General features: G+C 43.9%; 22 protein-coding genes and 1 pseudogene. 8 read left to right on the forward strand and 15 right to left on the reverse strand.

Annotation, left to right across the window (positions count from 1 at the left end; genetic code table 11):
• From JGK20_RS14930 to JGK20_RS14970, 9 genes and pseudogenes are all read right to left on the reverse strand, one after another.
• Positions 1-764: AraC family transcriptional regulator (locus JGK20_RS14930; RefSeq protein WP_293231087.1), on the reverse strand; the 764-nt coding region annotated here is incomplete at its 3' end.
• 109 nt (positions 765-873) lie between these two features.
• Positions 874-1,260 carry a VOC family protein gene (locus JGK20_RS14935; RefSeq protein ID WP_293189112.1) on the reverse strand — a complete coding sequence of 129 codons (387 nt, stop codon included), beginning with the start codon at positions 1,258-1,260 and terminating at the stop codon, positions 874-876.
• A gap of 139 nt (positions 1,261-1,399) precedes the next feature.
• Positions 1,400-2,074, reverse strand: a complete 675-nt coding sequence (locus JGK20_RS14940) for an SOS response-associated peptidase (protein ID WP_293176730.1) — start codon at positions 2,072-2,074, stop codon at positions 1,400-1,402.
• Positions 2,075-2,180: 106 nt separating this feature from the next.
• Positions 2,181-3,125: a UV DNA damage repair endonuclease UvsE gene (uvsE, locus tag JGK20_RS14945; RefSeq protein ID WP_293176728.1), complete on the reverse strand. Its 945-nt coding sequence runs from the start codon at positions 3,123-3,125 to the stop codon at positions 2,181-2,183.
• Positions 3,126-3,323: 198 nt separating this feature from the next.
• On the reverse strand, positions 3,324-7,112 hold the full coding sequence (locus tag JGK20_RS34525; protein WP_366038968.1) for an AAA family ATPase: 3,789 nt from the start codon (positions 7,110-7,112) through the stop codon (positions 3,324-3,326).
• 336 nt (positions 7,113-7,448) lie between these two features.
• Positions 7,449-8,273, reverse strand: a pseudogene (locus tag JGK20_RS14955) (sigma-70 family RNA polymerase sigma factor); the annotation flags it as partial.
• A 695-nt stretch (positions 8,274-8,968) separates the two neighbouring features.
• Positions 8,969-12,268, reverse strand: a complete 3,300-nt coding sequence (locus JGK20_RS14960; protein ID WP_293176726.1) for a helicase-related protein — start codon at positions 12,266-12,268, stop codon at positions 8,969-8,971.
• Between the two features lie 162 nt (positions 12,269-12,430).
• Positions 12,431-14,083 carry an AarF/ABC1/UbiB kinase family protein gene (locus JGK20_RS14965; RefSeq protein WP_293176724.1) on the reverse strand — a complete coding sequence of 551 codons (1,653 nt, stop codon included), beginning with the start codon at positions 14,081-14,083 and terminating at the stop codon, positions 12,431-12,433.
• A 57-nt stretch (positions 14,084-14,140) separates the two neighbouring features.
• A complete protein-coding gene (locus JGK20_RS14970) occupies positions 14,141-14,296 on the reverse strand; it encodes a hypothetical protein (RefSeq protein ID WP_293176722.1) in 156 nt (51 codons plus the stop codon).
• A gap of 143 nt (positions 14,297-14,439) precedes the next feature.
• Here JGK20_RS14970 and JGK20_RS14975 point away from each other — a divergent pair, with 143 nt between their 5' ends.
• On the forward strand, positions 14,440-15,024 hold the full coding sequence (locus JGK20_RS14975) for a Uma2 family endonuclease (RefSeq protein WP_293176720.1): 585 nt from the start codon (positions 14,440-14,442) through the stop codon (positions 15,022-15,024).
• 58 nt (positions 15,025-15,082) lie between these two features.
• On the opposite strand, the gene JGK20_RS14980 is transcribed toward JGK20_RS14975, so the two are convergent.
• The 3 genes from JGK20_RS14980 to JGK20_RS14990 form a co-directional block, all read right to left on the reverse strand.
• The gene (locus JGK20_RS14980) at positions 15,083-16,144 is read right to left on the reverse strand and encodes a mannose-1-phosphate guanylyltransferase (protein WP_293176718.1); all 1,062 of its coding nucleotides are present in this window, start codon (positions 16,142-16,144) and stop codon (positions 15,083-15,085) included.
• 46 nt (positions 16,145-16,190) lie between these two features.
• Positions 16,191-17,120 carry a trypsin-like serine protease gene (locus JGK20_RS14985; protein WP_293176716.1) on the reverse strand — a complete coding sequence of 310 codons (930 nt, stop codon included), beginning with the start codon at positions 17,118-17,120 and terminating at the stop codon, positions 16,191-16,193.
• Between the two features lie 393 nt (positions 17,121-17,513).
• Positions 17,514-18,128 (reverse strand): thylakoid membrane photosystem I accumulation factor, encoded by a 615-nt coding sequence (locus JGK20_RS14990; RefSeq protein ID WP_293176714.1) that lies wholly within the window; start codon positions 18,126-18,128, stop codon positions 17,514-17,516.
• Positions 18,129-18,606: 478 nt separating this feature from the next.
• On the opposite strand from JGK20_RS14990, the gene JGK20_RS14995 reads away from it, so the two are divergent.
• Positions 18,607-19,512 carry an undecaprenyl-diphosphate phosphatase gene (locus JGK20_RS14995; RefSeq protein ID WP_293176756.1) on the forward strand — a complete coding sequence of 302 codons (906 nt, stop codon included), beginning with the start codon at positions 18,607-18,609 and terminating at the stop codon, positions 19,510-19,512.
• 73 nt (positions 19,513-19,585) lie between these two features.
• The gene (locus tag JGK20_RS15000) at positions 19,586-20,371 is read left to right on the forward strand and encodes a methyltransferase domain-containing protein (protein WP_293176712.1); all 786 of its coding nucleotides are present in this window, start codon (positions 19,586-19,588) and stop codon (positions 20,369-20,371) included.
• Positions 20,372-20,629: 258 nt separating this feature from the next.
• Here JGK20_RS15000 and JGK20_RS15005 read toward each other — a convergent pair whose 3' ends face one another.
• On the reverse strand, positions 20,630-21,295 hold the full coding sequence (locus tag JGK20_RS15005; RefSeq protein WP_293176710.1) for a hypothetical protein: 666 nt from the start codon (positions 21,293-21,295) through the stop codon (positions 20,630-20,632).
• Positions 21,296-21,397: 102 nt separating this feature from the next.
• On the opposite strand from JGK20_RS15005, the gene JGK20_RS15010 reads away from it, so the two are divergent.
• Entirely contained in the window at positions 21,398-21,955 is a 558-nt protein-coding gene (locus JGK20_RS15010; RefSeq protein WP_293189120.1) for an adenylate kinase, read from the forward strand.
• A 30-nt stretch (positions 21,956-21,985) separates the two neighbouring features.
• Here the strand turns inward: JGK20_RS15010 and JGK20_RS15015 are convergent, their stop codons facing one another.
• Positions 21,986-22,123, reverse strand: a complete 138-nt coding sequence (locus JGK20_RS15015) for a hypothetical protein (RefSeq protein ID WP_293189122.1) — start codon at positions 22,121-22,123, stop codon at positions 21,986-21,988.
• A gap of 120 nt (positions 22,124-22,243) precedes the next feature.
• A complete protein-coding gene (locus JGK20_RS15020; RefSeq protein ID WP_293176704.1) occupies positions 22,244-22,495 on the reverse strand; it encodes a helix-turn-helix transcriptional regulator in 252 nt (83 codons plus the stop codon).
• Positions 22,496-22,643: 148 nt separating this feature from the next.
• Here JGK20_RS15020 and JGK20_RS15025 point away from each other — a divergent pair, with 148 nt between their 5' ends.
• The 4 genes from JGK20_RS15025 to JGK20_RS15040 all read left to right on the forward strand — a co-directional run bounded on the left by JGK20_RS15025 (position 22,644) and on the right by JGK20_RS15040 (position 23,856).
• The gene (locus JGK20_RS15025) at positions 22,644-22,841 is read left to right on the forward strand and encodes a hypothetical protein (RefSeq protein WP_293176702.1); all 198 of its coding nucleotides are present in this window, start codon (positions 22,644-22,646) and stop codon (positions 22,839-22,841) included.
• A gap of 103 nt (positions 22,842-22,944) precedes the next feature.
• Positions 22,945-23,277: a hypothetical protein gene (locus JGK20_RS15030; RefSeq protein WP_293176700.1), complete on the forward strand. Its 333-nt coding sequence runs from the start codon at positions 22,945-22,947 to the stop codon at positions 23,275-23,277.
• Between the two features lie 92 nt (positions 23,278-23,369).
• Entirely contained in the window at positions 23,370-23,528 is a 159-nt protein-coding gene (locus JGK20_RS15035) for a hypothetical protein (RefSeq protein WP_293231090.1), read from the forward strand.
• Positions 23,529-23,601: 73 nt separating this feature from the next.
• On the forward strand, positions 23,602-23,856 hold the full coding sequence (locus JGK20_RS15040; RefSeq protein WP_293189132.1) for a hypothetical protein: 255 nt from the start codon (positions 23,602-23,604) through the stop codon (positions 23,854-23,856).
• The last annotated feature ends 199 nt before the right edge of the window (positions 23,857-24,055 follow it).

The raw sequence follows: 24,055 nt of genomic DNA on the forward strand, positions 1-24,055 counted from the left end.
ATGCGGCGCTGCAAGATATACTGGTGAGGTGTTATGCCCATGCTTTGCTTGAACAGACGTAAAAAGTGATAAGGGCTGATTTGGGCGATCGCAGCAAGTTCAATTAGTTTTATCTCTTGATGAAGATGTTCGTTAATATATTCCCTCACCTGTTGCAGTTTGGGTTTAGATAATCCATCCGTATAGCTAGAAAGCCGAGGTTGTGTGGTGCAGTAATTCCGCAACAGGTGAATCGCTAATGCGGTTTTAAGACTATCAATCAGCAAATAACCGCCGATTTGTCCAAATTCTAATTCTTGTCTTAAAGCGCCGAATATCCCTTGAATCAGGATATCTTGTTCTTCCATGTAATGAGGAATGAGTTCAATGCGATCGCAATTTACCAAATCTTGACCCACTTGTTCCAGGAGTGTAGGGGCGATCGCCAAAATGGTAAACTCAGATAAAGTATTCCAATTGCAGCGCTGGGAAATACCCGCCGGAATCACCGCAATGTCTCCCTGATTCCGGGCTTCTGTTTTCAGCTTACCATCCAACCATCGTTCTCCCGATCGCTCTCCCGATACATCAAAAGCAGGACAATGGGCAATAACGTGCCATGTACCTTGATGTTCGGGCGTGTCAAACTGCGGCTGTTGATGGTGTTCGTAATAGATTTTATCCCATCCCGAACTTGTCAAGACAGCAGGCTGAGGCAACATAAAATCTGTTGCCTTTTCTTGGCTGAAATCAATCAGTTTTACCTCTGGTTCTGATGTTGTCATCTTTTATCGTTAGCGCACTGGTAGTCAGAAACCGGGTTTTTACGAGAATACTTGATGACAGTGGAGAAACTCGAAAAAACCCGGTTTCTTTAGTCGGATCCGAAAAATCTTAACTGTTTGGTTCAATCATACAAAACACGTTCAACTTATTTCCATCAAGATCCCGGAAATATCCCGCATAAAACCCCGGCAAAGCGTCTCTCGGCCCTGCTGCTCCTTCATCCTGAGCGCCAAGTGCGATCGCTTTGTTATAAACTAAGTTGACTTTTTCGGGACTGTCAACTTGAAGAGCTATCATTACTCCATTGCCAACAGTTGCTCGGTTACCATCAAATGGTTTTGTAATAGCAAGTCCTGGCATCTCTGGAGAAACGCTCCATGCGATAAATTGGTCGAATTCCATGAATCGTTGAGCGCCAATTTCAGCAAGCAAAGTATCATAAAAGTTGGCTGCACGTTCAAGATTGTTTGTGCCGATTGTAACGTATCCGATCATATTTTTTGTCCTTTCAGTGATGTTAAGATGAAGAAAAGTCTTTAAGAATATCACAACTGAGTTTAACTGTAATACTCCTCGACTTCTTAGTCTGCGGAGGCGGACTTCCTGTGTGTAGACGCGGTTTCACACCGCCGAGTTATAAGGGGATAGCTTGAATGCACTCAGGACTGTCTTTAGTTGGACTGTTGACGATCGCACTTACGGCATTTGCTATCATTGCTGCTGGATCGTAGGGCTTTAACAGTGGCAAAACTTCCTGAGCCTTGTCAACAGAAGGATCGAGCCATTGTTCCCAATCGCTTGCGGGGAGAATCACCGGCATTCGATCGTGCACGGGTTGCACTGTTTCGTTAGCAGCAGTAGTAATTATACTGCAAGATACAATGTTTTCTGCTTCGGCAGATTCCCAATTTTCCCACAAACCGGCAAACGCAAAAGGTTCGCTGTTTGTCATTGTAAAATAGTAAGGCTGTTTTTTCTTGCCCTGCGGTTGCCATTCGTAGAAGCCGTCAGCGATTATCAAACACCGCCTGTGCTTGATGGCGCTGCGAAAAGCAGGTTTTTCTGCTACTGTTTCCGATCGGGCATTAATCGTATGGCTGGCGATTTTCATATCTTTTGCCCAACTGGGAATCAAACCCCAGCGCATAAATTGAAACTGTCGCTGATTTTTTTCGGGAGAAACTGTGACGGTAGCAATTGATTGACTTGGGGCGATGTTGTATCGCGGTTTGATGTCGGGAATTTCCGAGAGTTTGAAGAATTCGGCGATGATTTTAGCTGGAGTATTTAACGTGAATCTGCCGCACATAATTTATAGTTGGTATTAACAAGAAAGTAGATTGCGATTTACCGTTGGGTGGGGGCGGGTTTTTGAGATTATTCGTATTAGGCCGAGATTGTTGGCGAACCCGCCCCTAGGAGACACTGCTAAATTGTGGAACATTTGCAGACAACCATTCGGCGCGCAACTTGTCAATAGCTAATTCTTTGAATTTAGCTTCTACTTCAATCCAAGGAGCATCATAATAGCAATTGGGCATATCTACAATCAAGTCGCTGTGGCGCGGATCTGCAAAAAATTCTTTGCCATTTGATATGTGGACTAATTGCCATTCAGGAACAGGCCAAGAAGTGCGGGCTGCTGCGAGCATTTCGGCAACGTTTGGATCGTTGTAACTTTCTAAATGTTCGTGAATGACGTGGTGGTGCGCGTCAAAAACCATTGCTACGCCTGTATCGAGACAAACGTCTAACAATTCCGACGAACTGTAGGCGTATTCGTCATTTTCAAAGGTTAAGCGCGATCGAATAGATTCGGGTAAGTCGCGGATGACTGATTTGAGTTGCGAAGTGCGATCGCCCTTACCGCCGTGAATGTTCATCAGTGCCCAGGGCGATCGGGGCTGTTGCAACATATCCATAATTAAAGCATGAGTCGCCAGAATTTTAATGCTGTTTTTCACAACATCCGGCTTGTCGGAACTGAGGACAACAAATTGATCGGGGTGGAACACCAAACGGATATTGAGGTCAATTGCCCGATCGCCAACTCTTCGCAATTCCTCATTCATCGAATCTAAAACTGTTTCCCCCAAATCTATATCTGCAAAAGGGAAGAGTGCAGAAGTCATGCGATACAATTTAATCCCATTGGCGTAGCAGAAATCAAGCGCTTTGTCAAGTCTTTTTAAGTTATCTGCATACAACTCGCGCAATACTTTTTCTTGTTCTATTTCTGTAAGTTGCAACAGCCGCTTCCGCGTGACTGTGCGGAAACGAACTGCATCGGAAGTCGTAATGCAGACCAATCCTAATTCAGGCTGTTTTTGACTTAATAACACTGGGTTAAGTTTGCTCATTTAAAATAATATCTATCTCTAATCTTACTTTAACATAGGTTTGTAGTCAGGACTAAAGTCCTGAATTTGGAGGGACTAAAGTCCCTAATACAAACCTGAATCTAACTACAGTTTCTAGTTTAGACTTAGTTGCTGCGGGCGATCGCCTATCTTAAGTCAGAGATGTGCTTAAGTACATCGCACAGCAGAAAGTGCGTATTACTCTGCCATAGATTCGAGCAGACGACCAACTACAGGGTCAATCTGCCAGTAATCCTTACCATCTTGCTTCTGATTTCCTAAATGCGAGACAAGACTGAGGAGTTCAGCCCATCTGAGAGTCTGCTTGACAACTTCAGGCGGTACATCATCAAGAACCTCAATTAATACCTCAATCGCGACTGCTTCTCCCCATTCAGCTAAAGTTCTCATCACCAGTTTTCTTTGAGGTTCGCAACCGTCAAAACCCATTGAATTAATTAATTTGTCAGATTTATTAAATTGATTCTTCAGTTGGGCCAAGGAATCTTGCCAGCAATGCGGATTAGCTTGAGCAAATTGATAGAATTCTTGCAGGAGGTTTGACCAATTCCCTGTAACTGCCGTAATCTTATTTCTAACTTCTAGTTTGCTCGGCAAATTGGCATCTTCCAACCAATGTCGCAGCGCGGCATCGTGCCAAGGTTTGAGACTTAAAAATCTCAGTTCCTTAAAGGAATCAAAACCTGTCCAATTATGAATAACTAACTGCCAAGCCTTCTGAGGATAGGCGACAAAAACAAGCTGGAGAAATGAGTCCTCTTTTTTCAATCTTTTGATTTTCTTAATTGCCTCATCAACCCAATCCTTACTCCAAGAAGTGGTGGCTGATACAACAACGAGCGTCGTGGTATCTTTCTTGCGACGGTTACTAATTTCTGTCAAACGCTGGCTGAAATCCGATCGATCTGAGAGATTTTCTAAATAGTGAACTTTGCAATCCTTCTTACTAAATGCTGCTTCCATAAAAACTCTCAAATCGTCAATTCCTGCGGCTTGGCACCCAAATATAATAGAGACACCGTACTCGCGGAGCAGAAGTTCTGATTCCTGTTTAACAGTTAAAGGACTGCGCTGGGAATCAGCTTTATTTTTAACCAAAAGAGGAGACCGAAAAGTAGCAGGTTCGTATTCATGTGGAGGTTCGCGGTGTCTCAGAAGTTCTGCTTCAATTTCTGGTTGCGTACCCATAAGCAAGGCTAAATTAGAATTTCTCAGAGTGAAGTAACCTGGATTGCTTTCTCGTAAAACTCCTAATCCTATCATTTCTTCTAGTAAAGCAAGAATTTCATCTTCCGATGACCTTCCCGCGAATCCCTCAGACCACCAATATAAGACTTGTTCGCGAATCCAAAATACAGAAAACCCATCCTCCATGCCTGTTTCATTCTCCTGAGAACCATCAGCAATCGAGTAGGCAATTACCTCGTAGCGCGGATCGAGTCCCAGTGTCAACTTAAAGCGATCGCGAATATTTTTGCGAAGGTCTTGACTTTGATAAGCTTCTTCTACATGGCGAGAAGCGATCGCGTAAGGCGGACTAATTTTCGCATCAAAAGTAGGGACATCTGGGTTAGTGATGTGCTTGAGTAACTGCTGGCAATAGAGTTGAATCAAGCTCGGATAATAGTTAGTCTGCCAAAGAATGCACGGGATTAAATCTGGCGATTCAAAACGATAGCCAAGACTAGCCAGCGGACGTTCTACCAAAGCTGTTGCCGATCGCATTTCACCATTATTCAGCAGAGGCCCAATGCAGATCGGCGCGCCAAAGTGAGCCAGCGGATGGTTTGCTTGTCTAGTGGTTCTCAGAACGTTGTGCAATCCGGCAAAGACCACCTTAAAACGTCGGTGAGTTTCCGTCATTAATTTTCTGAACTCATCGCAGCGCAGGAAATCCTCCTTACCATCAGCTTCCAAGAAATTATCTGCCTCATCCAACAACAGCAAAAAGCGCCGCTGATTGTCCGATTCTAGCCAACTTTTAATCCGCTGCAAGCTGCTTTCGCGGACGGAATTTCGCCGGTTGGTATCGGGAATTTTTAATTTATCCAATTCTTCGTTTAGTAGATGCCAAATCTTATCTAACAGTTGCTTGCGTCCAATTTCTTTGATATCCAAAAATAGGGCGTTCCTGCCCGCGTCGGTTGCGTGAAAAGTCCGGTGTACATATTTAAGCAAAACCGTTTTACCTAACTGGCGGCCTCCATAAATTAAACAAGAACCTTCTCGATCGATTATGGATTCCCGTTCTCGTACTCGCCCGTAAAACATCTCAGGGGGAACCTCTCCTGCTGCGGTTTTATACGGTTCTAGGAAAGTAAAGGGTAAGGTACAATCAAACAATACAGGTAGGCGTGTTTTTTGTTCTCCGCAAAGATAGAGCATCAGCACATCATCTATAACAATGAAAGTGCTCCGACGCTGCCGACATAAATCAGCCAAATCTCGGCGTCTCTTGACGGTCATTCGCCCAAAATGAAAGACGAAGACCGGCCCTCCAAGAGCAGTTTCTCCAACGGCATTGAGGAGATCCTGTTCGTTCGGTCTATCCCATACGCAAAGAATGCGGTAATGACCCTTCGCGGCTGAACCATAGGCAGACACAGGACAGCGATTTTGGTCAAATATCGGCTCAGCTTTAACGTCAATCCAGGTATTTTGTCCTGATTTTTTAAATGTAAGAGATGTTATGTTAAAACCGAGGTTGCTGAGAATTTGGCGAGCATCTTTCTCTGTGATTTCTTGCTTCCTTCCCTTGGCTGCAAACCAAGCGTCTAGCATTTCAGCGGCTTTTTTGGCTTGAGCCCCCTGCGGTATCTGGATTTTGGCGATACTTTTTCCTTTGGAAATATTGGGAATTAGCTCTTGCTTTTTTTGTCGATCGCGATCGCACTCCTCAAGCACTTTTTCGATCGCAGCATACTTATGCTCGAAGAAGTCTTTAAAAGCATCTCTCTTTTCCTCTGGTTCAGGAAGCGATCGCCGCTCTTGCAGCATAGATATATATTCCTTAGCCGTCAGGATATCGCCTTGCTCCAATACACTGCAAATTCTGGTATAATCAGCCTGATTTTCAACTTTTTTTCCTTGCTTATTTTCAGAATTTGGCAGCTCAATCTGAGTTGTGGTTGGCGGTTCTGTTGGTGGAATATCTGGGATATATTCAGGGGTTGGCTGCGCGATCGCCTCCTCTGTCAATACCGAGTTCAACTCTGCTACTGGTGGTTGTTCGACAACAGGAACAGTTTCAGATTCCGGCTCATCAACTAAGGAAGTTTCGTCTAAGTTATTGTTAGTAGAAACAGCAGGCAAATCTGGTATTGCTTCCGCCTGGATCATCAGTTTTCCTCTTACTGCTGCCATCGCCAGAGTTCTTCCAAATGATTCTGCTACGGCATCCTGTAAAGAAGCTAAATGCTCGTCATCTGCTTCTTCCCATTCTGAAATTAGTGTTAGAAGTTTGCAGAATGGATGATTGCCATCAGCCAAGATTTGGGTGTCGGGATGCAAGTCAGACTTGTGGGATTCGGAGATGGCGCGTTGAAGTTCGCGGGCTTTTTCCTGACATTCCAGCAATGACTGAAAATTGCTCTCTACTCGATGGGCGATCGCTAAAATTCGTTCCAGAACCCTCAAAGCAGAGTCGCGGACAAGGGCGATCGCACTTTTTTGCTTCTCGGCCAAATCCACACGCTCAAGTACAGACCTGATATCTGTTAAAGAACAAATTTCTTCAACTTTCAGCGTTGTCGATACTGCCAAATATTCAGCCACTTCTAGCACCTTGTCGCGAAGCTGAATAAACTTTTTATGGGACTCGTCAAGTTCTTGAATCAGCTTTTGAGATATAGGTATACCAGGGTTTAGCAACTTTCGACTCGCCTCTGACAGCCGTTTCTCTAATTGGGAAAAAACATCTTCTAGTGCGGTGAGTTGTTTGAGTAAGTCTGCTGAATTTTGTTTCATCGGTTTAATCGCTTTATTTAAGTCATTTTCTGTCAGTTCGGCAATGTGGAAATTATGCTCGTTCAAATTTGCATAGGTGAGATTGTTTTGACTTCCATCGGCACTTGACAGGTGAGTCTGAGCCAACTTTGTTTGTTCTATATTTGATTTTTCTATGAAATTGTTAAAAGGAATTAATGGTTCGGTCGTATTAGCTGTTTCAACTATTTTATCACGAACAGGCTCCAGTAAGAAAGTGTCGCGGCTGGGAGACAAGTTTTCTGAGATATTGAACTGTCTGGGCTGGCTCGGTTTGGCGATCGGTCTTTTTGTCTCAGTTTGATAAACTGGTGTAGGGCGAATATAATCTTTTAAAATGCTGTTGCGGTTGGGATGGCGCAATCTTAGTAAAGCCTTACCCTCAATTTGCCGAATCCGCTCGCGGGTAAGATTAAATATATTGCCGATTTCCTGTAGACTTTTCTCGCTGCCGTCATCCAATCCGAATCGCATCCGAATAATGTCACGTTGTCGAGGGGTAAGAGTATCTAAAACGCTTTCTAAATCTTCGGTAAACAATTTTTTAGATGCTTGTTCTTCTGGTGTTTCTCCATCGAATTCAATCAACTCTCCCAATGTACAGTCTTCATAATCACCCATTTTAGTATCTAAGGAAATGATAGATTTAGCCGATTGAATAACCAATCGCATTTTTACAATTGTCATCTCCATTTTAGTAGCGATTTCTTCTTCGGTAGGCTTGTGGCCGATTTCTTGAGAAAGCTGTTTGGTAGTTTTCTTAATCTTCGAGATAGTTTCATAAACGTGAACTGGTAGGCGGATAGTCCGCGATCGATCGGCAATAGCCCGCGTAATTGCCTGACGAATCCACCAATATGCGTGGGTAGAAAACCTGGTTCCCTTCGTGCAATCAAACTTTTCTACAGCCTTGATTAAACCGATATTTCCCTCCTGAATCAAGTCTAAGAAATCCAGCCCTCGATTTTGATATTTTTTAGCGATTGAGACTACCAGCCGCAAGTTAGACTCTACCATTTTGTCTTTAGCTTTTCGGCTCCCCTCTAACTCTAACTCAGCAATTTTACGAGCTAATTCAATTTCTTCGTAAGCTTTGAGCAGGGGAATTCGACAGATTTGTTGCAGGTAAACCCGAAGCGAATCTGACAGTATACGATCTTTTTTAAATTCGATGTTGTCAGGAATAGTTTTATGCCAAGCTTCATGAAATTCGTCAAAGTTGCTAAAGCCATGATTTTCATACAACTCTGTCAAAAAAATATTGAAGAGCATTTTTAAATGAGAGTTTGTCGGACTGGCGAATGGGATATCTTTAATATGTTTGACTTTTCCTAATACATCTTCAGATTCATTGCGTTTGTGTTGGCGACGGTTGATAATGGATAAAGTCAGAGTTTCTCCATGCTGAAAAAGAACGATCGCGGGAATCGGTAAAATTTTATTAATCTCGCGGATAATCCCGTCAAGTTGTTCTATAGTGTACGCACTCCTCCGCAGTGCGATCGCGAAAAACAAGTACGAAGTAAAAAAGGCACTCTCACCACTGCTAGTATCAAATTCGACAAACTGGTCATTATCTGCAATTTCTGTCCCGGTAAACTGGAAGAGAAAATCAACCGACAGCCATTCCTCTAAGAGAGCTTTTTGGGAGTTGAGCTTTTGATCTATGTCAAATTCGGCAATAAAATTCTCCGAACTATTAGGATAAAACGGAAGAGTTTTATCACTGCGGTATCCAAGAGTAAAGAACAAATTACGGGCGTTATCCGCTAGTTTTCCCTTTGCAAAACTACTTAAAGCTTGATTGATAGATGCTTTGGCTTGTTGTTCGCTGACGCTCATTTAATCACCAGCCAGGTAATCAGTTCAAAATCCGTTGTTGCTTTAACCTGATGCGCTTGCTCAACCAACACAGCACGGCGGCTAGACAGCAGATTGCCGATGCTCCGCTTCTTGTAAATATCTGCAATTGAATCAACGGCCAGCTTGAGCAAATCGTTATACAAACTCATATCAAATCCGTTATTAGTTTCTCGATCGAACAAATTGCACAACTCTTCATAGGGAACCGTACATCCCGCGCACAGCAACCGATATATTTCAAGTATTTGTTTGGGTTGAGCAAAACTCAATCGCACTTCCTTATTTTCGCGCACGTAAACTACAAAATATGGTTGCAGCGGGTTGACGGTTTTATTATCAAGAGAATCGCCTTTTTGTTTGAGGCAAAAAATTACGCCAGGAGCAATTATCGGGTACTCCGAGTTAGTTGGAACTACTGCATAAAGTCCTAAAGGAGCATCTTGGAGTAGTTTGCGGTTGCTCTCAATGTATTTGGCTAGTTCCATTCGGAAATCATCGAGAGTGAATTCCGTTAGGGCGACACTTTCGGTGAAATCTTCGATATCCAGCACCTCGTCTCTCAATCGCAGCAACTGCTTGTCGCGGTATTTCAAATCACTCTCAATTAGTTCTTGAATCTCCTTTACCTCCAGCAGATTATCTTCAAATGTACCAGCTATGTCCGCTAAAGCCATCCGTGCTTCTACTCGATTTTTCAGATTGATGTACTGATCCAGGTCCTCTGTCGGCCAAAAATTGATTAATTGTACGGTGTGATTGGGGCTACCAATGCGATCGCACCTACCGAACCGCTGGATAATTCGGACTGGGTTCCAGTGGATGTCGTAGTTAATCAGATAATCGCAATCTTGTAAATTTTGCCCTTCTGATATACAATCTGTGGCAATTAATAGGTCAATCTCGCCGTCTTGCCGCATAGATGGAATTTGGGCGCGTTTCTTGGCGAAAGGTGAAAAATTTGTCAGGACGTGATTGAACTCATTTTTGCCAAAGGTAGTCTGATTTTTCGCCGAACCACCAGTCACCAAAGCTAAGTTAATTTTCAAGTCTAATGTAGCCCACTCCCGCAATCCTTCGTAGAGATAGACTGCGGTATCTGCAAAGGCAGTAAAGACTAAAACCTTGCGATTTGGTTGACCATGCTTGTTAGTCGTAGGATGCTTGACTTTCTCGGCGATTAGTGATTTTAACTCAGCCAGCTTGGCATCGCGTTCAACAGAAATGCTTTGGGCAGAATTGTAGATTTGTTTAAGCTGTTTCTTGTCGTTTTTTAGGTCTTTTAACCAGGTTTCGACATCGAGGTGCAGCATTTTAACTTTTAGCTTGCCAACCTCCCACGCCGCTCGTAAATCCTCGTCTTCTTCTGCCTCAAACTCTAAATAGTTGAAATCAATTACCGCGTTTTCGTCTTGCCAATTCTTGAAGGATTCGAGTCGTTTTTGTAACTCGGATATTTTGTCAATAGTCCGCTGCATTGTGATAGCGAAGGAATTCACCGAGCTTTCCAGGCGTTTCAAAAAATTAACCTTTATCATGCCGATCAGAGAGCGTTCGCGATCGCTCTGTTTGAAGTTTTGCACTCTTTTATTTTCATAAGCCGAACGGTATGGCGGCAGGACATATTTTGAAGGGTTGAATAGGGAGAGTTGATATTTAGAAATTTCACTGTTAAGCTGTTCGTAGGACATGAACTCACCCTCTCGGTCAATCTCAGGAAATACCGAGATGGGTTTGAGCCGTTCTGGAAAGCCGCCTAATTGGGCGATCGCATCTTTGTAGTATTTTTGAATGTGTTTGCGCGATCGGGCGATCGTCAATTCGTCAAGCAGTTTGAAGAAAGCAGAACTTAGTTCTTCCAGGAGTTCGCTAGTTTTGCGATCGCGACTTTTCTTTGCCCACTTGGTAAATTTCCGCTGAGCATCAGCTAGTGTATCGCGCAGACTAACAATTCCCAGCGATTCCCTAAACGCAGCGTCGCTACCTTCTGTTATAAAATAAAGTTGATTCCGCAAATCCTTTAAATCATTGTTAACCGGAGTTGCTGATAAGAGTAGCACCTGAGTTTTGACACCGCTCTTGATAATATCATCCATCAGCCTTTCGTAACGGCTCTTTCTAATTAGATTGCCAGATTCGTCCCGTTTGCTCTTGATGTTGTTGCGGAAATTGTGCGATTCATCAATAACTACCAAGTCGTAGTTACCCCAATTAATCGTTGCTAAATTAATGTCCCCAGAGTAACCAGAGTCACGACTCAAGTCGGTGTGAGACAGGACTGTATAGTTGAAGCGGTCTTTAACCAAAGGATTGAGATCGCTATTGTTTTGTGCTAGATATACAGTCCAATTATCGCGGAGTTTTTTGGGACAAAGAACCAAAACTTTTTCATTGCGAAGTTCAAAATATTTAATCACCGCGAGAGCTTCAAATGTTTTACCTAAACCAACGCTGTCAGCAATAATACACCCGTTATATCGTCGGATTTTATTGATGGCTGCCTTAACTCCGTCTTTTTGAAATTCAAATAGAGATTTCCAGATTTCTGTATCAAATAGGTGTAGCTGTTCGCTGAGAATATCGCTTTTTTCTAGGTCATCGAGAAATGTCTCGAAGATATGAAACAGAGTTTTGTAGTAGATAAACTCAGGATAATTATTCTGGTAAAGTTGCTCTAGGTACAGCAGCACATCTTGTGTGACATCTTCGATTAGTTCGGCATCATTCCAGAGTTCATCAAACCAGGCTTTAAGGTCGCGGGTATCCCGTTTACTATCTACTTCTAAATTGAGTTCAATATTGTTGTTATTTTTACCTAATCCGAGTCCCCGCATGGTAAAATTAGAACTGCCCATAATAGCATTTTCAGTTCCGTTCTGAGCAATGTGATACATTTTGCCGTGCAGTAAATTAGATTGCTTGACCGACCGTATCTGGACTTTTTTCTCAATCCATTCTGCACATTCTTTCGCAACCCGTTTTTGCTGCAACCGATTCTGTAGCTGCAAGCCCTGATCCTCAATTTGGAACGCCTTTTTATCAGTTTTACTGGGGTCAAGGGACTTGATGAAGCGCGGTTCACCAAACAAAAATTTCAAGCTTTTAATACCTAGAAGTTGTTCCTTCAAAGCATCAAAGGCATAAATTGTAAAGTAAGCAGAAACAATGGATAGGGTTGAGTTTTCCTCGACCTTGGCTTTCAAAAAATTGCCCACATTTCCGCGATGACGGTTGTCTCTAATTGCCGACTTTGGGAGAGAAGAATCATGCTGTGACATAGCCTACCTTTATGCGGTTGTTGCATTAGGCTATATTCTACATCTTCCACGATTCTTAGGAACAGGCAAGATGCCTGTTCCACAACACATACTGATCTTGTACCACGATTCTCAAGAACAGGCAAGATGCCTGTTCCACAACACATACTGATCTTGTACCAATCATCCCCGCAAACGACCCGATCGCAAAATACTCACAATCAACCAAAAACCCAAAAAACTCGCCGCCCCAAACAAACCATTACTCAGAAAAGATAGCTGAGCAGTTTGCGCGTTAGAAGAGATAATTGCCGCTCCCATAATCAGCGAACCCACGACAATACTAAAAGAAAGTCGGTTGGCTGAATCCCCCAAAGTGCGACGCAGCGGGTCGAGTTCTTTTAGCGTCAAGTTCCACTTCAAAGTTTCGGAAGTAACTCGGTCTAAAAGCACTTCCACCTGTCGCGGAGATTGTAAAGATAAGCTTTTTAGATCCAAAGCAGTTCTCAGCAAAGCTTGCACCGGGTCTTCTCCTAATAACTGACGCCGAAACATATCGGTCATCAGCGGTTTGACCTGTTCTACAATATTAAATCTGGGATTAAAAGAACGCGCTACTCCTTCTAAATTAGCGAGAGTTTTTGCATACAAACCGAGATTACTGGGAAGCCTAATCTTATTTTTGCGAGTGATTTCCAGCACTTCATAAAAAATTTCCGACAAGTTCATTTGCGACAAGCTGACATTATAATACTTCCGCAGCATTCGAGCCAAATCGTTCTCTAGATTAGCTAAACTTGTAGGCTGAGCAAATTCTGCCATTTGCAATGTTAATTGAGCGCAGCGCTGAGCATCTAAATCGACAATTGACAGCAACATTTCTGTCAGATTCTGTTGGGTGCGCGGGTCTAATCTGCCGACCATGCCGCAGTCGAGCAAAGCTATCCGGCCGTCTTTGAGATAAAATAAGTTGCCTGGATGCGGGTCTGCGTGAAAGAAGCCGTCAATATATAACTGCTGGAAGAAAACGCGGCAAAGCAGGGTTGTAATTTCTTCGCGTTCGGCATTTATATCTCCTTTGTGGCGAATTCCTTGCAAATCGCCTGACAAAATTGGGACTCCGTTCAGCCACTCCATGACTAAGAGTTTTTTTGTAGTTAATTCCCAGTTAATTTCTGGGAGGACAACTTGTGTGGGATCAAACCAGCGACTTTTTGATAAATTGCGGCGCAGTTCGTCTGTGTAGCTGGCTTCTTGAATGAAGTCTAATTCTGCACGCAGGGCGATCGCAAATTCTTCTGCTAGGGCCACAATATCGTATTGTTGACCGAGGTCTGTCAGCATGACAAGTTCTGCTAAACCTCGGAGCACGGCGATGTCTTGTTCGATGACAATATCAATACCGGGGCGCTGAACTTTTAGGGCGACTTCGCGGCCGTCTTTTAAGGTAGCTTTGTGGGTTTGGGCGATCGAACCTGCGGCGATCGCCTGAGTGTTAAATTTGGAGAAGGTTTCTTCGATCGACTGTTTGAGTTCCTGGCGGACGATTGCTTCTACTTCCAACCATGATACGGGCGGCACTTCCGCTTGTAAAGAAGAGAGGGTTTCGATGTAAGCAGCGGGTAAAAGGTCGGGACGGGTACTCAACAATTGTCCCAATTTTACAAAAACTGGGCCTAATTCGACGAGGATGTTGCGGAGAACCGCTGGAGTTGGGAGACTGGGTGCGTCGGTTTTGCGGCCGGTGAGGAGACTTTTCATGTAGTCCCAACCGTTGCGGAAGACGACCTCTAGAATTTCTCCTTTGCGAGAAGTGTTTTGAACTAGGCTGAACACGTGGTGGCCTCCGGGTCGATCGGGTTTAAGGGCTATATAACTACTAGGATAGCGCTGTTAACCAAGCTGACCTTGGTCTTGAGGAATAACTTTGGTAGAAATAGCGGGAATGGGTGCAATTCCTGCTGGGGATAGCTGCGCCGCGCGTACTTTGGGGTGTGGGGGAGGGCGATGGCGTTCCGCCCCGCAAGCTACGGTTTTTGGCGGTGGCATTAATCCTCATGCTAATATTACAGTTAAACCAGACACGATCTTTTTATAATTAAAATTATTGAGTTGAAAAATTGTGTCAAAGACTTGAATTAGTAAGTTATTACAAGCCAAATTCTAAATGTGTTTCAAACCCAATAAAAAACATGATTGCCATCCAATCTCCTGCAACCTCGATCGAATTATCCATAGACTTAACTGACGAGCAATTTTTTCAGCTTTGTCAGAACAACCGCGATTATCAATTTGAACGTACAGTATCAGGGGAGTTAATTATTATGCCACCAACGGGCAGCGAAACTAGCAAGCGCAATATGGATCTATCGTATCAACTTCAAGCCTGGAGCAGGCAAAATAATCTAGGAGTTGCCTTTGACTCTTCTGGAGGTTTCACCCTCCGTAATGGTGCCGATCGCTCTCCTGATGCCTCTTGGGTCAAAAAAGAACGGTGGGATGCTTTAACACCGGAACAAAAAGACAGTTTTGCTCCTTTATGTCCCGATTTTGTAGTTGAGTTGCGCTCAAAGACTGATTCGTTGAAAAAGCTGCAAGATAAAATGCAAGAATATATAGATAACGGTGCGAGATTGGGTTGGTTAATTGACAGGCAAAATCGGCGGGTAGAAATTTATCGCCCCGGTCAAGATGTGGAAATTCTCCAAAATCCTGCCACTCTTTCAGGGGAAGATGTACTGCCGGGTTTTGTGTTGGATTTAGTAGAAATTATGTAATTCTAGAATTATAGATATCGAGTAAGGACACGGCAGTGCCGTGTCCCTACGGAATTAGTTACAGTAAATCTTTCAATTTCTCATCTTCTCCCAATACTTTAATCACCTGTTTTATCTCCTGCGTCCTGTCTTTTTTCACAATCAAAGTCACATTACCATCTCTGACAACGACGACATCTTCTAAACCGATGGTGACGATGACTTCATTCTCATCCGCTGCATAGAAAATAGCGTCTTTGGTATCAATTCCGATGTGTTTTGCTAACTCGACATTCGGCTTGTCTCCTTGCAACAAACGGGCGATCGCATTCCAGTCACCCAAATCGTCCCAACTAAAGCCTACAGGTAATACACAGGCTTTTTGCGTCTTCTCCATCAGCGCGTAATCGATGCTAATTTTCGGCAATTCCGAGTAAGCAGCAGCGCCTTTTGCTTCCAAAGCTGCCATCATTTCCGGCACATGATTTCGCAATTCTGTCAAGACAGTGCCAACTTTAAATACAAAGATTCCGCCATTCCAACTAAACTTGCCGCTGGCTACAAATTCCTCGGCGGTGGCGCGATCGGGCTTTTCTGTAAACCTAGCCACACGATAGGCCGGAAAACCGCCAAAACTGCCAATTTCCTCGCCTTGTTCGATGTAGCCGTAGCCAGTGGAAGCATAACTCGGTTTGACTCCCAAAGTGGCGATCGCACTTTCCTTTGTCGCCAATTCAGCCGCCGCCTCCAAAGTCTTGACAAACTCCTCCGGTTCCCCAATCCAGTGATCCGCCGGGAAAAACCCGACAACCGCATCCTCACCGTAACGTTTCGCAATTTCGATCGCACTCCAAGCCACCGCCGGCGCTGTATCCCGGCCTTCCGGTTCGGCCAACAAATTCTCAGGAGGTAGCAGCGGCAATTGTTCCCGCACTCCGTCGGCCAGCATTTCCGATGTTACTACCCACAAATCTTCCCAGCCGTTACCTAATGTTAATAGTCGATCGGCTGTAGCTTGCAGCAAACTCTTGCCGCTACCGTCGAGACTGAGAAACTGTTTGGGGCGCTGCTTGCGACTCAGCGGCCAAAAACGTTCGCCTTTACCGCCGGCCAGAATCACAGGAATTAAGGTTCTACTCATGGTTTAAAGTTTAAACAATTGATGTCTATATTTTAAATTCTACCTTCTATCTTCCACCTGTCACTTTGTCAATCCAATTAGCATAAAATGATACCCGCGTGTCGCCGGAAATTTCGCCAAAACTGCCATTATCGTCAATTTTATCAATATCGCCGATATTTGTTTTGAAAAATCCGCGATCGCTATAACCCCAAGAACTAATCCCCGCAATTTTCCCGTCAACAAACGAAGGCCCGCCCGAATCTCCGCTAGCCGTAGCTATTTCATTTTTCCCCAAACCGCGATCGGCTAATTTAGGAAAATGCCTCCCCAAACTATCGTGTTCGGCGGTTCCGTCATCAAAATCAAAAATTAACTGACTCCCCAAGACTAATTCAGACATATCAGATTCAGTAGAACTTTTGAATATTTCGCCTAGTGCATCGTAGCGGTTTTGACCTCCATATCGTTTCGCCTCAGAATTAGAATTCTCATTTTGTCCTTTATTACCCAGGCCGATATATCCATAGCCAATTTTTGTAAACACTTTGCCAATTTCATTTTTATTCCTGTTAATTTCGTACTGTTCCACAGTACGCGGTGCGGTTTTTTTAAGCTTTAAAATAGCAATATCGTTTCCGACTTCTGATTCGTAACCAGTCCATCCCGGATGGATATAATAGTTGCTAACAGGGATAGTAACTTGACCGCTGGGCAATTTAAAAGTTGCCGTTACAGCAGTTCCAGCAGGAACCTTGACCCCGCCTTCATTGAGGCAGTGGGCGGCCGTGAGTACGTACAATCCTCCGGTTAACACCGAACCCGTACACTGCACCGGTTCGAGGTAGGCGACACCTGTATATCGCTCTAAAGCTAGGGGTTTGCGGGAACTGCTATCGCCAAAAGCACTAATTATCGATCGCCCTGCTTCGGCTGCTTCTAAAACTAAAAGTACAGTCAAAACTGTCATTAATAATATTTTTATAATTTGCTTCATTTGATGCTGTTGATAATTCGTGAAAAAATTAGGATAGTTTGCGATCGCACTCCGACTCAAGAAACCGGGTTTTTGGCAGAATTACGGGCTGTAACCAATAATTTTGGTGAAAAAACCCGGTTTCTGGCTACCCGTTCGTCAGAGTCGAGAAACCGGGTTTTTGGCAGAATTCAGCCCTGCAACGATATATTTTGGTGAAAAACCGGGTTTCTGGCTACCCGTTCGTCCTATATAAAATTGCGTAAGTCCTGAATAGGCGATTAGCTATTAGGAATGAGAATTAAATAACTTACACAAGTTTGTGGGGTGTCCCGCCCGCTCTTTTTGGACGGGCGGGACGCCCATCCCACAATAACAATAAAAATTGTAACTTATTTAATTCGCGATCCTTAGCTATTTATTGGACAATTCGATGTTAAGTTCGTTCACGACACGGCGCTTGAGCGGGAGCGATTTTTCTCTAGGAAGCAAGTCGAATACTTTCCGAAAGGCATCATCTACCTTCTCAAAAGGTATTTGTCCTTTTTCATTAAAAACTACTTTTCCCGATTGGTCGAGGATGACAGTTTGAGGTACGAAACCTTCGTAATAATGACCGGGTTCGGTTATTTTTGGTGACGGTTGCGAAGGCAAAGAGTCAATGCTTATCGGCATAAAATCTGCTTCGCGGCCGTAAAATTCCTGGAGGTTTGAGACAACGATCGCGTATTGCTTGGAGTCGCTACTGTCGTCAGTGTAAAAAACTAACAATGCGGGTTTTTTGCGGTTGAAAGAATCTGTGAGCTTGACTTTAGGAGGAACGAGGGAACCGTTGCCGGCGTAGAGAGCGAAGATGGTGCCGTCGAAGCGATCGTCCGTGAGTGTTGCGAAGGCGGGCGGCTGACCGGTGAGCAGTATCAAGCTAAGTGCGATCGCCACAGTTAAAAGACTAGCAGACACGATTCGCCGCAGCCAGCGTTTGCCTGAAGCTGCAATCAAAATTAATTTTTGGGAATCAGAAAATATCATAGGTGGTTGGCAGTTGCTGTAAAGTGGCGAAAAAGCGTGCAAAACATTATTAAGTTTATCAGCAAATGCCTGTATTTACAGTTGAGTAGGTTAAATTGGTTTTTGACAAACTATTTTAATCTGCTTTTATTGGCGATCGACAACACTATGGGTAGGGATACGGTACTGCCCATTGGTTTCAACTTAAGACTAAAACCCTTGATAAATCTCGCTTTTAGTCGAGTCTAGATCCCCCTAAATCCCCCTTAAAAAGGGGGACTTTGAGTAATTTCTTGTCCCCCCCTTAAGAAGGGGGGCTAGGGGGGATCTGAGTTTTATAGTCAAACAGCAATCTCTGACTACGTTTGAGTCTTAAGTTGACACTCCTTTGGTACTGCCGCGTTCCTACAGATATCCCGTACAATCCACGGGATTTGATATCAACCGATCGCTGGTGACTGACAGATAGAAACTGACAACTAGGAACTGACAACAAATGATGATTGCTTTGCTTCACTTATTCGCGCAAACGCCCGTTGCTGAGGCTTCCGGGCCAGCTCAAATTAATATCTTACAGGCTATTGTTTTAGGCATTGTCCAAGGATTAACGGAATTTTTGCCAATTAGCAGCAGCGCTCATTTAAAAGTCGTGCCTTTAGCCCTCGGCTGGGCCGATCCGGGTGTTGCTTATACTGCTGTCATTCAATTAGGCAGCATTGTGGCAGTGCTGTGGTATTTTTGGAAAGACTTAACAAATATAGCTATTGGTGGATTTAAAGCTATTAGGCGCTCAGACTACGAATCCCAAGAGTTTCGGATGGCGCTGGGGATTGGTTTGGGAACTATACCAATTATATTTTTTGGATTGTTAATCAAGATATTGGTGCCAGATTTTGATAAATCACCGCTGCGGAGTTTGGGAGCGATCGCGATTGCTTCGATCGTGATGTCGCTGCTGTTAGCGATCGCCGAAAAAACTGGCAAGCGCGAACGGGATTACGAAAAATTAGATATCAAAGATGGTATTTTAATGGGATTAGCTCAAGCAATGGCAATAATTCCTGGTGTTTCGCGATCGGGTTCTACCCTAACAGCAGGATTGTTCCTCGGATTGCAAAGAGCCGCCGCCGCCCGATTTTCTTTCTTGTTAGGAATTCCGGCAATTACTCTGGCTGGTTTAGTCGAATTGAAAAGTGCTTTGGGTGAAGGCGCCAGCGACGCTGGAGTTGTAGCTTTGATAGTCGGAACAATTTCAGCTTTTATTTTTTCCTATATTTCGATCGCCTGGCTGATGAAGTTCCTGCAAACTCAGAATACGTGGGTGTTTGTGTGGTACCGGCTGGCCTTTGGCGTGGCGATTTTAACTGCTCTCGCAGGTGGTGTATTACAAAATCCACAAGGATAAGATAAATTTTGTAGGAGTGGCAAAAGTCACTCCTACTATACCCGCTAGTCAGAAAAAATGACAGAATTTAACTATGACCGCATATCACGAATCCATCATCGACCAGTTCACCCGTCAAGCTGTACCATTCTCTAACTTGTACGGCCACACAAATCAAGAATCTCTCGATTTACTGATGAAGATGGCAAGCATATCTGACAAGGATACAGTTCTAGATGTGGCTTGCGGCCCGGGTATTGTGGCTTGTGCTTTTGCGGCAGTTTCCAATCGCGTTACGGGCATCGATTTAACACCGGCAATGCTAGAACAAGCCCAGATTTTGGCAGAGCAAAAAAACTTGACTAATCTCTCGTGGCTGCAAGGCGATATCGAAACGCTACCGTTTCCCGATGATAGTTTTTCCATTGTGCTGAGTCGTTACGCTTTCCATCACTTCTTGCAGCCCGATGTTGTGCTGTCGGAGATGGTTCGGGTGTGTCGCGCGGGCGATCGCATTTTGATTGCTGATGTGGCAATGCCACCGGAAAAAGTTGATGCTTACAACTATATTGAGAAGCTGCGCGATCCATCTCATACTCGCGCCTTGACTCTGGAAGAGTTGCCGAAATTAGTCGCAGATGCGAATCTGCAAAATGTCAAATTAGCATTTTATAAGGTAGAATTGGAGCTAGAACAGCAGTTAGCTGCTTCTTTCCCCAACCCCGGCGATGACGATAAGCTGCGACAACTTTTTAGAGAAGATATTGGTGTTGACAGTCTGGGGATTGGCGTACATTTTCGAGGCGATGCAATTCATTATGCGGTTCCCATCGCTGCGATCGTTGGCGAAAAAGCAAAGTTATATAGCAATCCTAAATGATTTAAATCAATTTGTAGGGGTAGTGGATGGTGCGTGCCTACCCCATTGATTTTCTAAATATAATGTGCGTCGCCAGTAATAACTCTCGCTGCTACAACTATTAAGTCCAGGTACGTTGTTGCGCTTTAGCGCTCTTTCCAATATCCCAAAAAGAGCGCCCAAGCGCAACAACGTACCTGCTCAAAAATAAAATGCTAAGTCTTTAATTATAAGAGACGATTCCCTACGATCGCACCAGCAACTCCCCAAATCGAATACCTACTCTAGATACCAACCTCCCGGTTCAACCTCCAAATCCAGCATTGTTTTGAAATCAGCCAAATAGTTGAACATTTCCGAGTTCAAATAATTCTCTTCATTTTTGAGTCCACCCTGCCACACCTTTTTATCGAAGGTTCCGACAACAAAATAGTCATTGCCGATCGCCTGCGGTGCGATTTTCTGCAAGCCTAATATCAATTCTGCCTCCAATTCATCTTGATGCGCCATAATTAACTCGCATTTAGAGCAGTAGCGACAGGTTTTTCCCTGTATGAGTGGGCCCAGGCCCTCAATCCAGATAAACAAAGCAAATTTCCGCAGATGTGTCAGTTTTTCACACTTCGGGCATTTGCTCAACCGGATATCGCTATACGGGTTCAGCATGAAGGAATATCGAGGTTTTAATTTGCCAATGTAAGTTTTAGACTTAGCCATCGCAGTAATCCCTGGAAAAATCAATGATTTAATGTTAGCAGCAAGACATTCGATCGGAGATAAGATGCAATCTTTGTTGCTTTTTGTATAGGCCCGATTGTCGATCGCGTTGCTCCTGATAAATACGATCTGTTGGTAGGATGGATTGCATTGCTGGGCGTGTTGGTGATTACGCACCTCGCAGCTAGCAGCCGGAGCCCGGGGAATTATACCATTTTCAATTTTCAATTATTGTAGAATGCAGCGGGCTCTCCAAGTCGATCGCGCTCTGGACTTGTTCGCAAAGTCGATCGGCTAAAATTAAACTTGAACTCGGGCGCAGGAGTAGCTATGCAAAAAGTAGCAGTATTTGGCAACACCGGAGGCGGTAAATCCACTCTCAGCAAGAGATTATCGGACATCACTGGATTGCCCCTTCACATCTTAGACAAGATTCAATATCGATCGGGCGGCGCTGAGGTTCCAAAGGAAGATTTTAAGCGCGCCCATCAAGAAATTTTGCAGACTGACAGATGGGTTATTGACGGGTTTGGTTGCATAGAAACCCTCTGGCTGCGACTTGATGAGGCGGATACCCTGGTTTTTATCGATCTACCGCTATACGTGCATTTCTGGTGGGTGACTAAAAGACTGATGTCGGGTTACTTTAAACCACCCGCAGGCTGGCCGGAAAACACCCCAATATTAAAGAGTTCGCTTACCAGTTACCGCGTGCTTTGGTTGTGCGACAAATATTTGAACCCAAAATATCGCGAATATATCGATCGGGCACGAAGTACCAAAAATGTTTATCACATCACATCGACTGAGCAGATTTCGCAATTTTTTGAATCAATTGAAAATGAGTTTAACTTTGAAAATGGTGCAGCAGCCTCACAAGCGGACTAAAATTCTATCATCGTCGATCGAACTTGGAAATTATTGGCGAACTTCCTCGATAGTTTGTGCTTTGAAAGTCACTACATAGGCATAGAAAGCTTTGCGATCGTCTCTGTAGGTGAGAATGTATCGCTTTAATTTGCGATCGCTCATTCCAGCATAATTGACGTTATTCATGGCTCAATATTCCCATCTATTTATAATATAGTATCAAGGGCGATCGCTCTGCGAAAATACTCCTCTTTCGTTCGATCGAAGGCAAATCGAGGGCGATCGTATCCTATTTTTCTCACCTCCTCACTCAGGCGGGCCAAAGCGATCGGGCAAGTCATCAAGAGTTAACCCACGCGATCGCAAAAAATTTGCCAAAGCTTTCATCTGGGCAATTGTGAATGTCGGCACGTTATCTCCGGCTTCCCAGCGACTCACAGTGCGTACCGATGTCCCAATTTGCCGAGCAAATTCTTCTTGGGACATTCCTAACTCATCTCTCAGTTTTTTCAGCAGTGATTCGCCAGCTTCTTCTTGAGGTTGTCTTCGCTTAATCATTACAAAATGTGACATTGTGTCTAGACCGCTTGACAAAACAATTTTGTCCAGACACTATGTCTATATAGACAGCAAAAGGGCAGAGTACGGGAAATCAGCCCTGCCTTTCTAGTGTCTCATTTTGCTCGCAATCTATGACAGAACAACGATGAACTACAAACAACAACTTTACCCGTGGGTGATTTACCGTCACCTGCCCAACCTGCAACGCCTGACAGTTGCGCGTTTTCGCCGCCGAAACGACGCCGAGGAACACTTGCGGATTATCAAAAGATTGCTGCCGCAAGTGGAGTTTGCGATCGCCTTTGAGGTGAATTCGCAGCAGCCAACAAATTGTGCAAGATAATATAAGAGCGATCGCACTTTGGGAATAAAAGGGCGATCGCATTTCCCAGAATTGTAAATTGAGATATAATAGAGAGCAAGCAAAAACTCTTACAACCAAGTCTATGTTTACTTATAGCAAGGTACTGAATCAAGTTAAAAGCCTCACGCTTGCAGACCAACTGCGGTTATTAGAAGACTTGAAAAAAATGATTCAGTTACGAGAAGAAGTTGCAGAAGATGATGAAGTGATTTCAGCAGAAGAAATAGCAGAGAGTGAAGCTGCTTGGCAAGATTATAAAGCTGGTCGCGATCGGGGGATATCCTCCCAAGAACTCAAATTGAAGCTGTTGGTAGAAAAAATTGCAGCAAGTAATGTCTTTGAGGATATTAGCGATCCGGTGGAATGGCAGCGAGAGTTGCGTCAAGATCGTCCACTTCCTGGTAGGGATGAATAATATCGCACTTTGGAAAGATAAAGGCGATCGCGCTTCCCTAGCTCCTAAATTGCTATAATAACAATCAGCCAAAAAATCTCAACATAAAGCCTATGTCTACTTATAGCGAGGTACTGAGTCAGGCTCAAAGTCTCACTCCTGACGAGCAACAGCAGCTTTTAGAAGTATTGAAGAGATGGCGCGGTTTTTTGCCGTATCGTGTGGATGCTTTGGAATTCCAGTTGCAACTTAGAGCAGAATGGGATGAGTAAGAGAGGAAAGAAAAAGGGCGAGGCAGTCATCAAGAGCTATAATAATAAAAATAAAGAATAGTTGATATTAGCTATGCAGCGAATATTTGAGGCTATATTGAAGGGAAACCTTTTAGAATGGGCTAATGAGGTTCCAAAACAGGGCGATGAGCCTGTCAAAGTTTACGTTACTTTGCAAGAAGAGCGATCGACTTTAAGTGCTGAGTTTCCCCGTCAGAGAATAGTTGAAATATTGGAAATAATAGCAGCAAGTAATGTCTTTGCTGATATTAGCGATCCGATGGAATGGCAGCGAGAGTTGCGTCAAGATCGTCCACTTCCCTGGTAGGGATGAATAATATCGCACTTTTGGGAAAAAATGGCGATCGGCTCGCTGGTGAAAAGAGACAAGTTGCGATCGCCTATCTGATGACTTAAAATAGAAGAGACTAGGACTTACGCATTGACAAAAAGCATTATCTATGTACTCTCGGCCATAGCATCACTCTGAAGGTTCGCAAAAATATGCTCACGTATAACTAAAGTGA

Source organism: Microcoleus sp. PH2017_05_CCC_O_A, from assembly GCF_020738785.1.
GTDB lineage: Bacteria > Cyanobacteriota > Cyanobacteriia > Cyanobacteriales > Microcoleaceae > Microcoleus.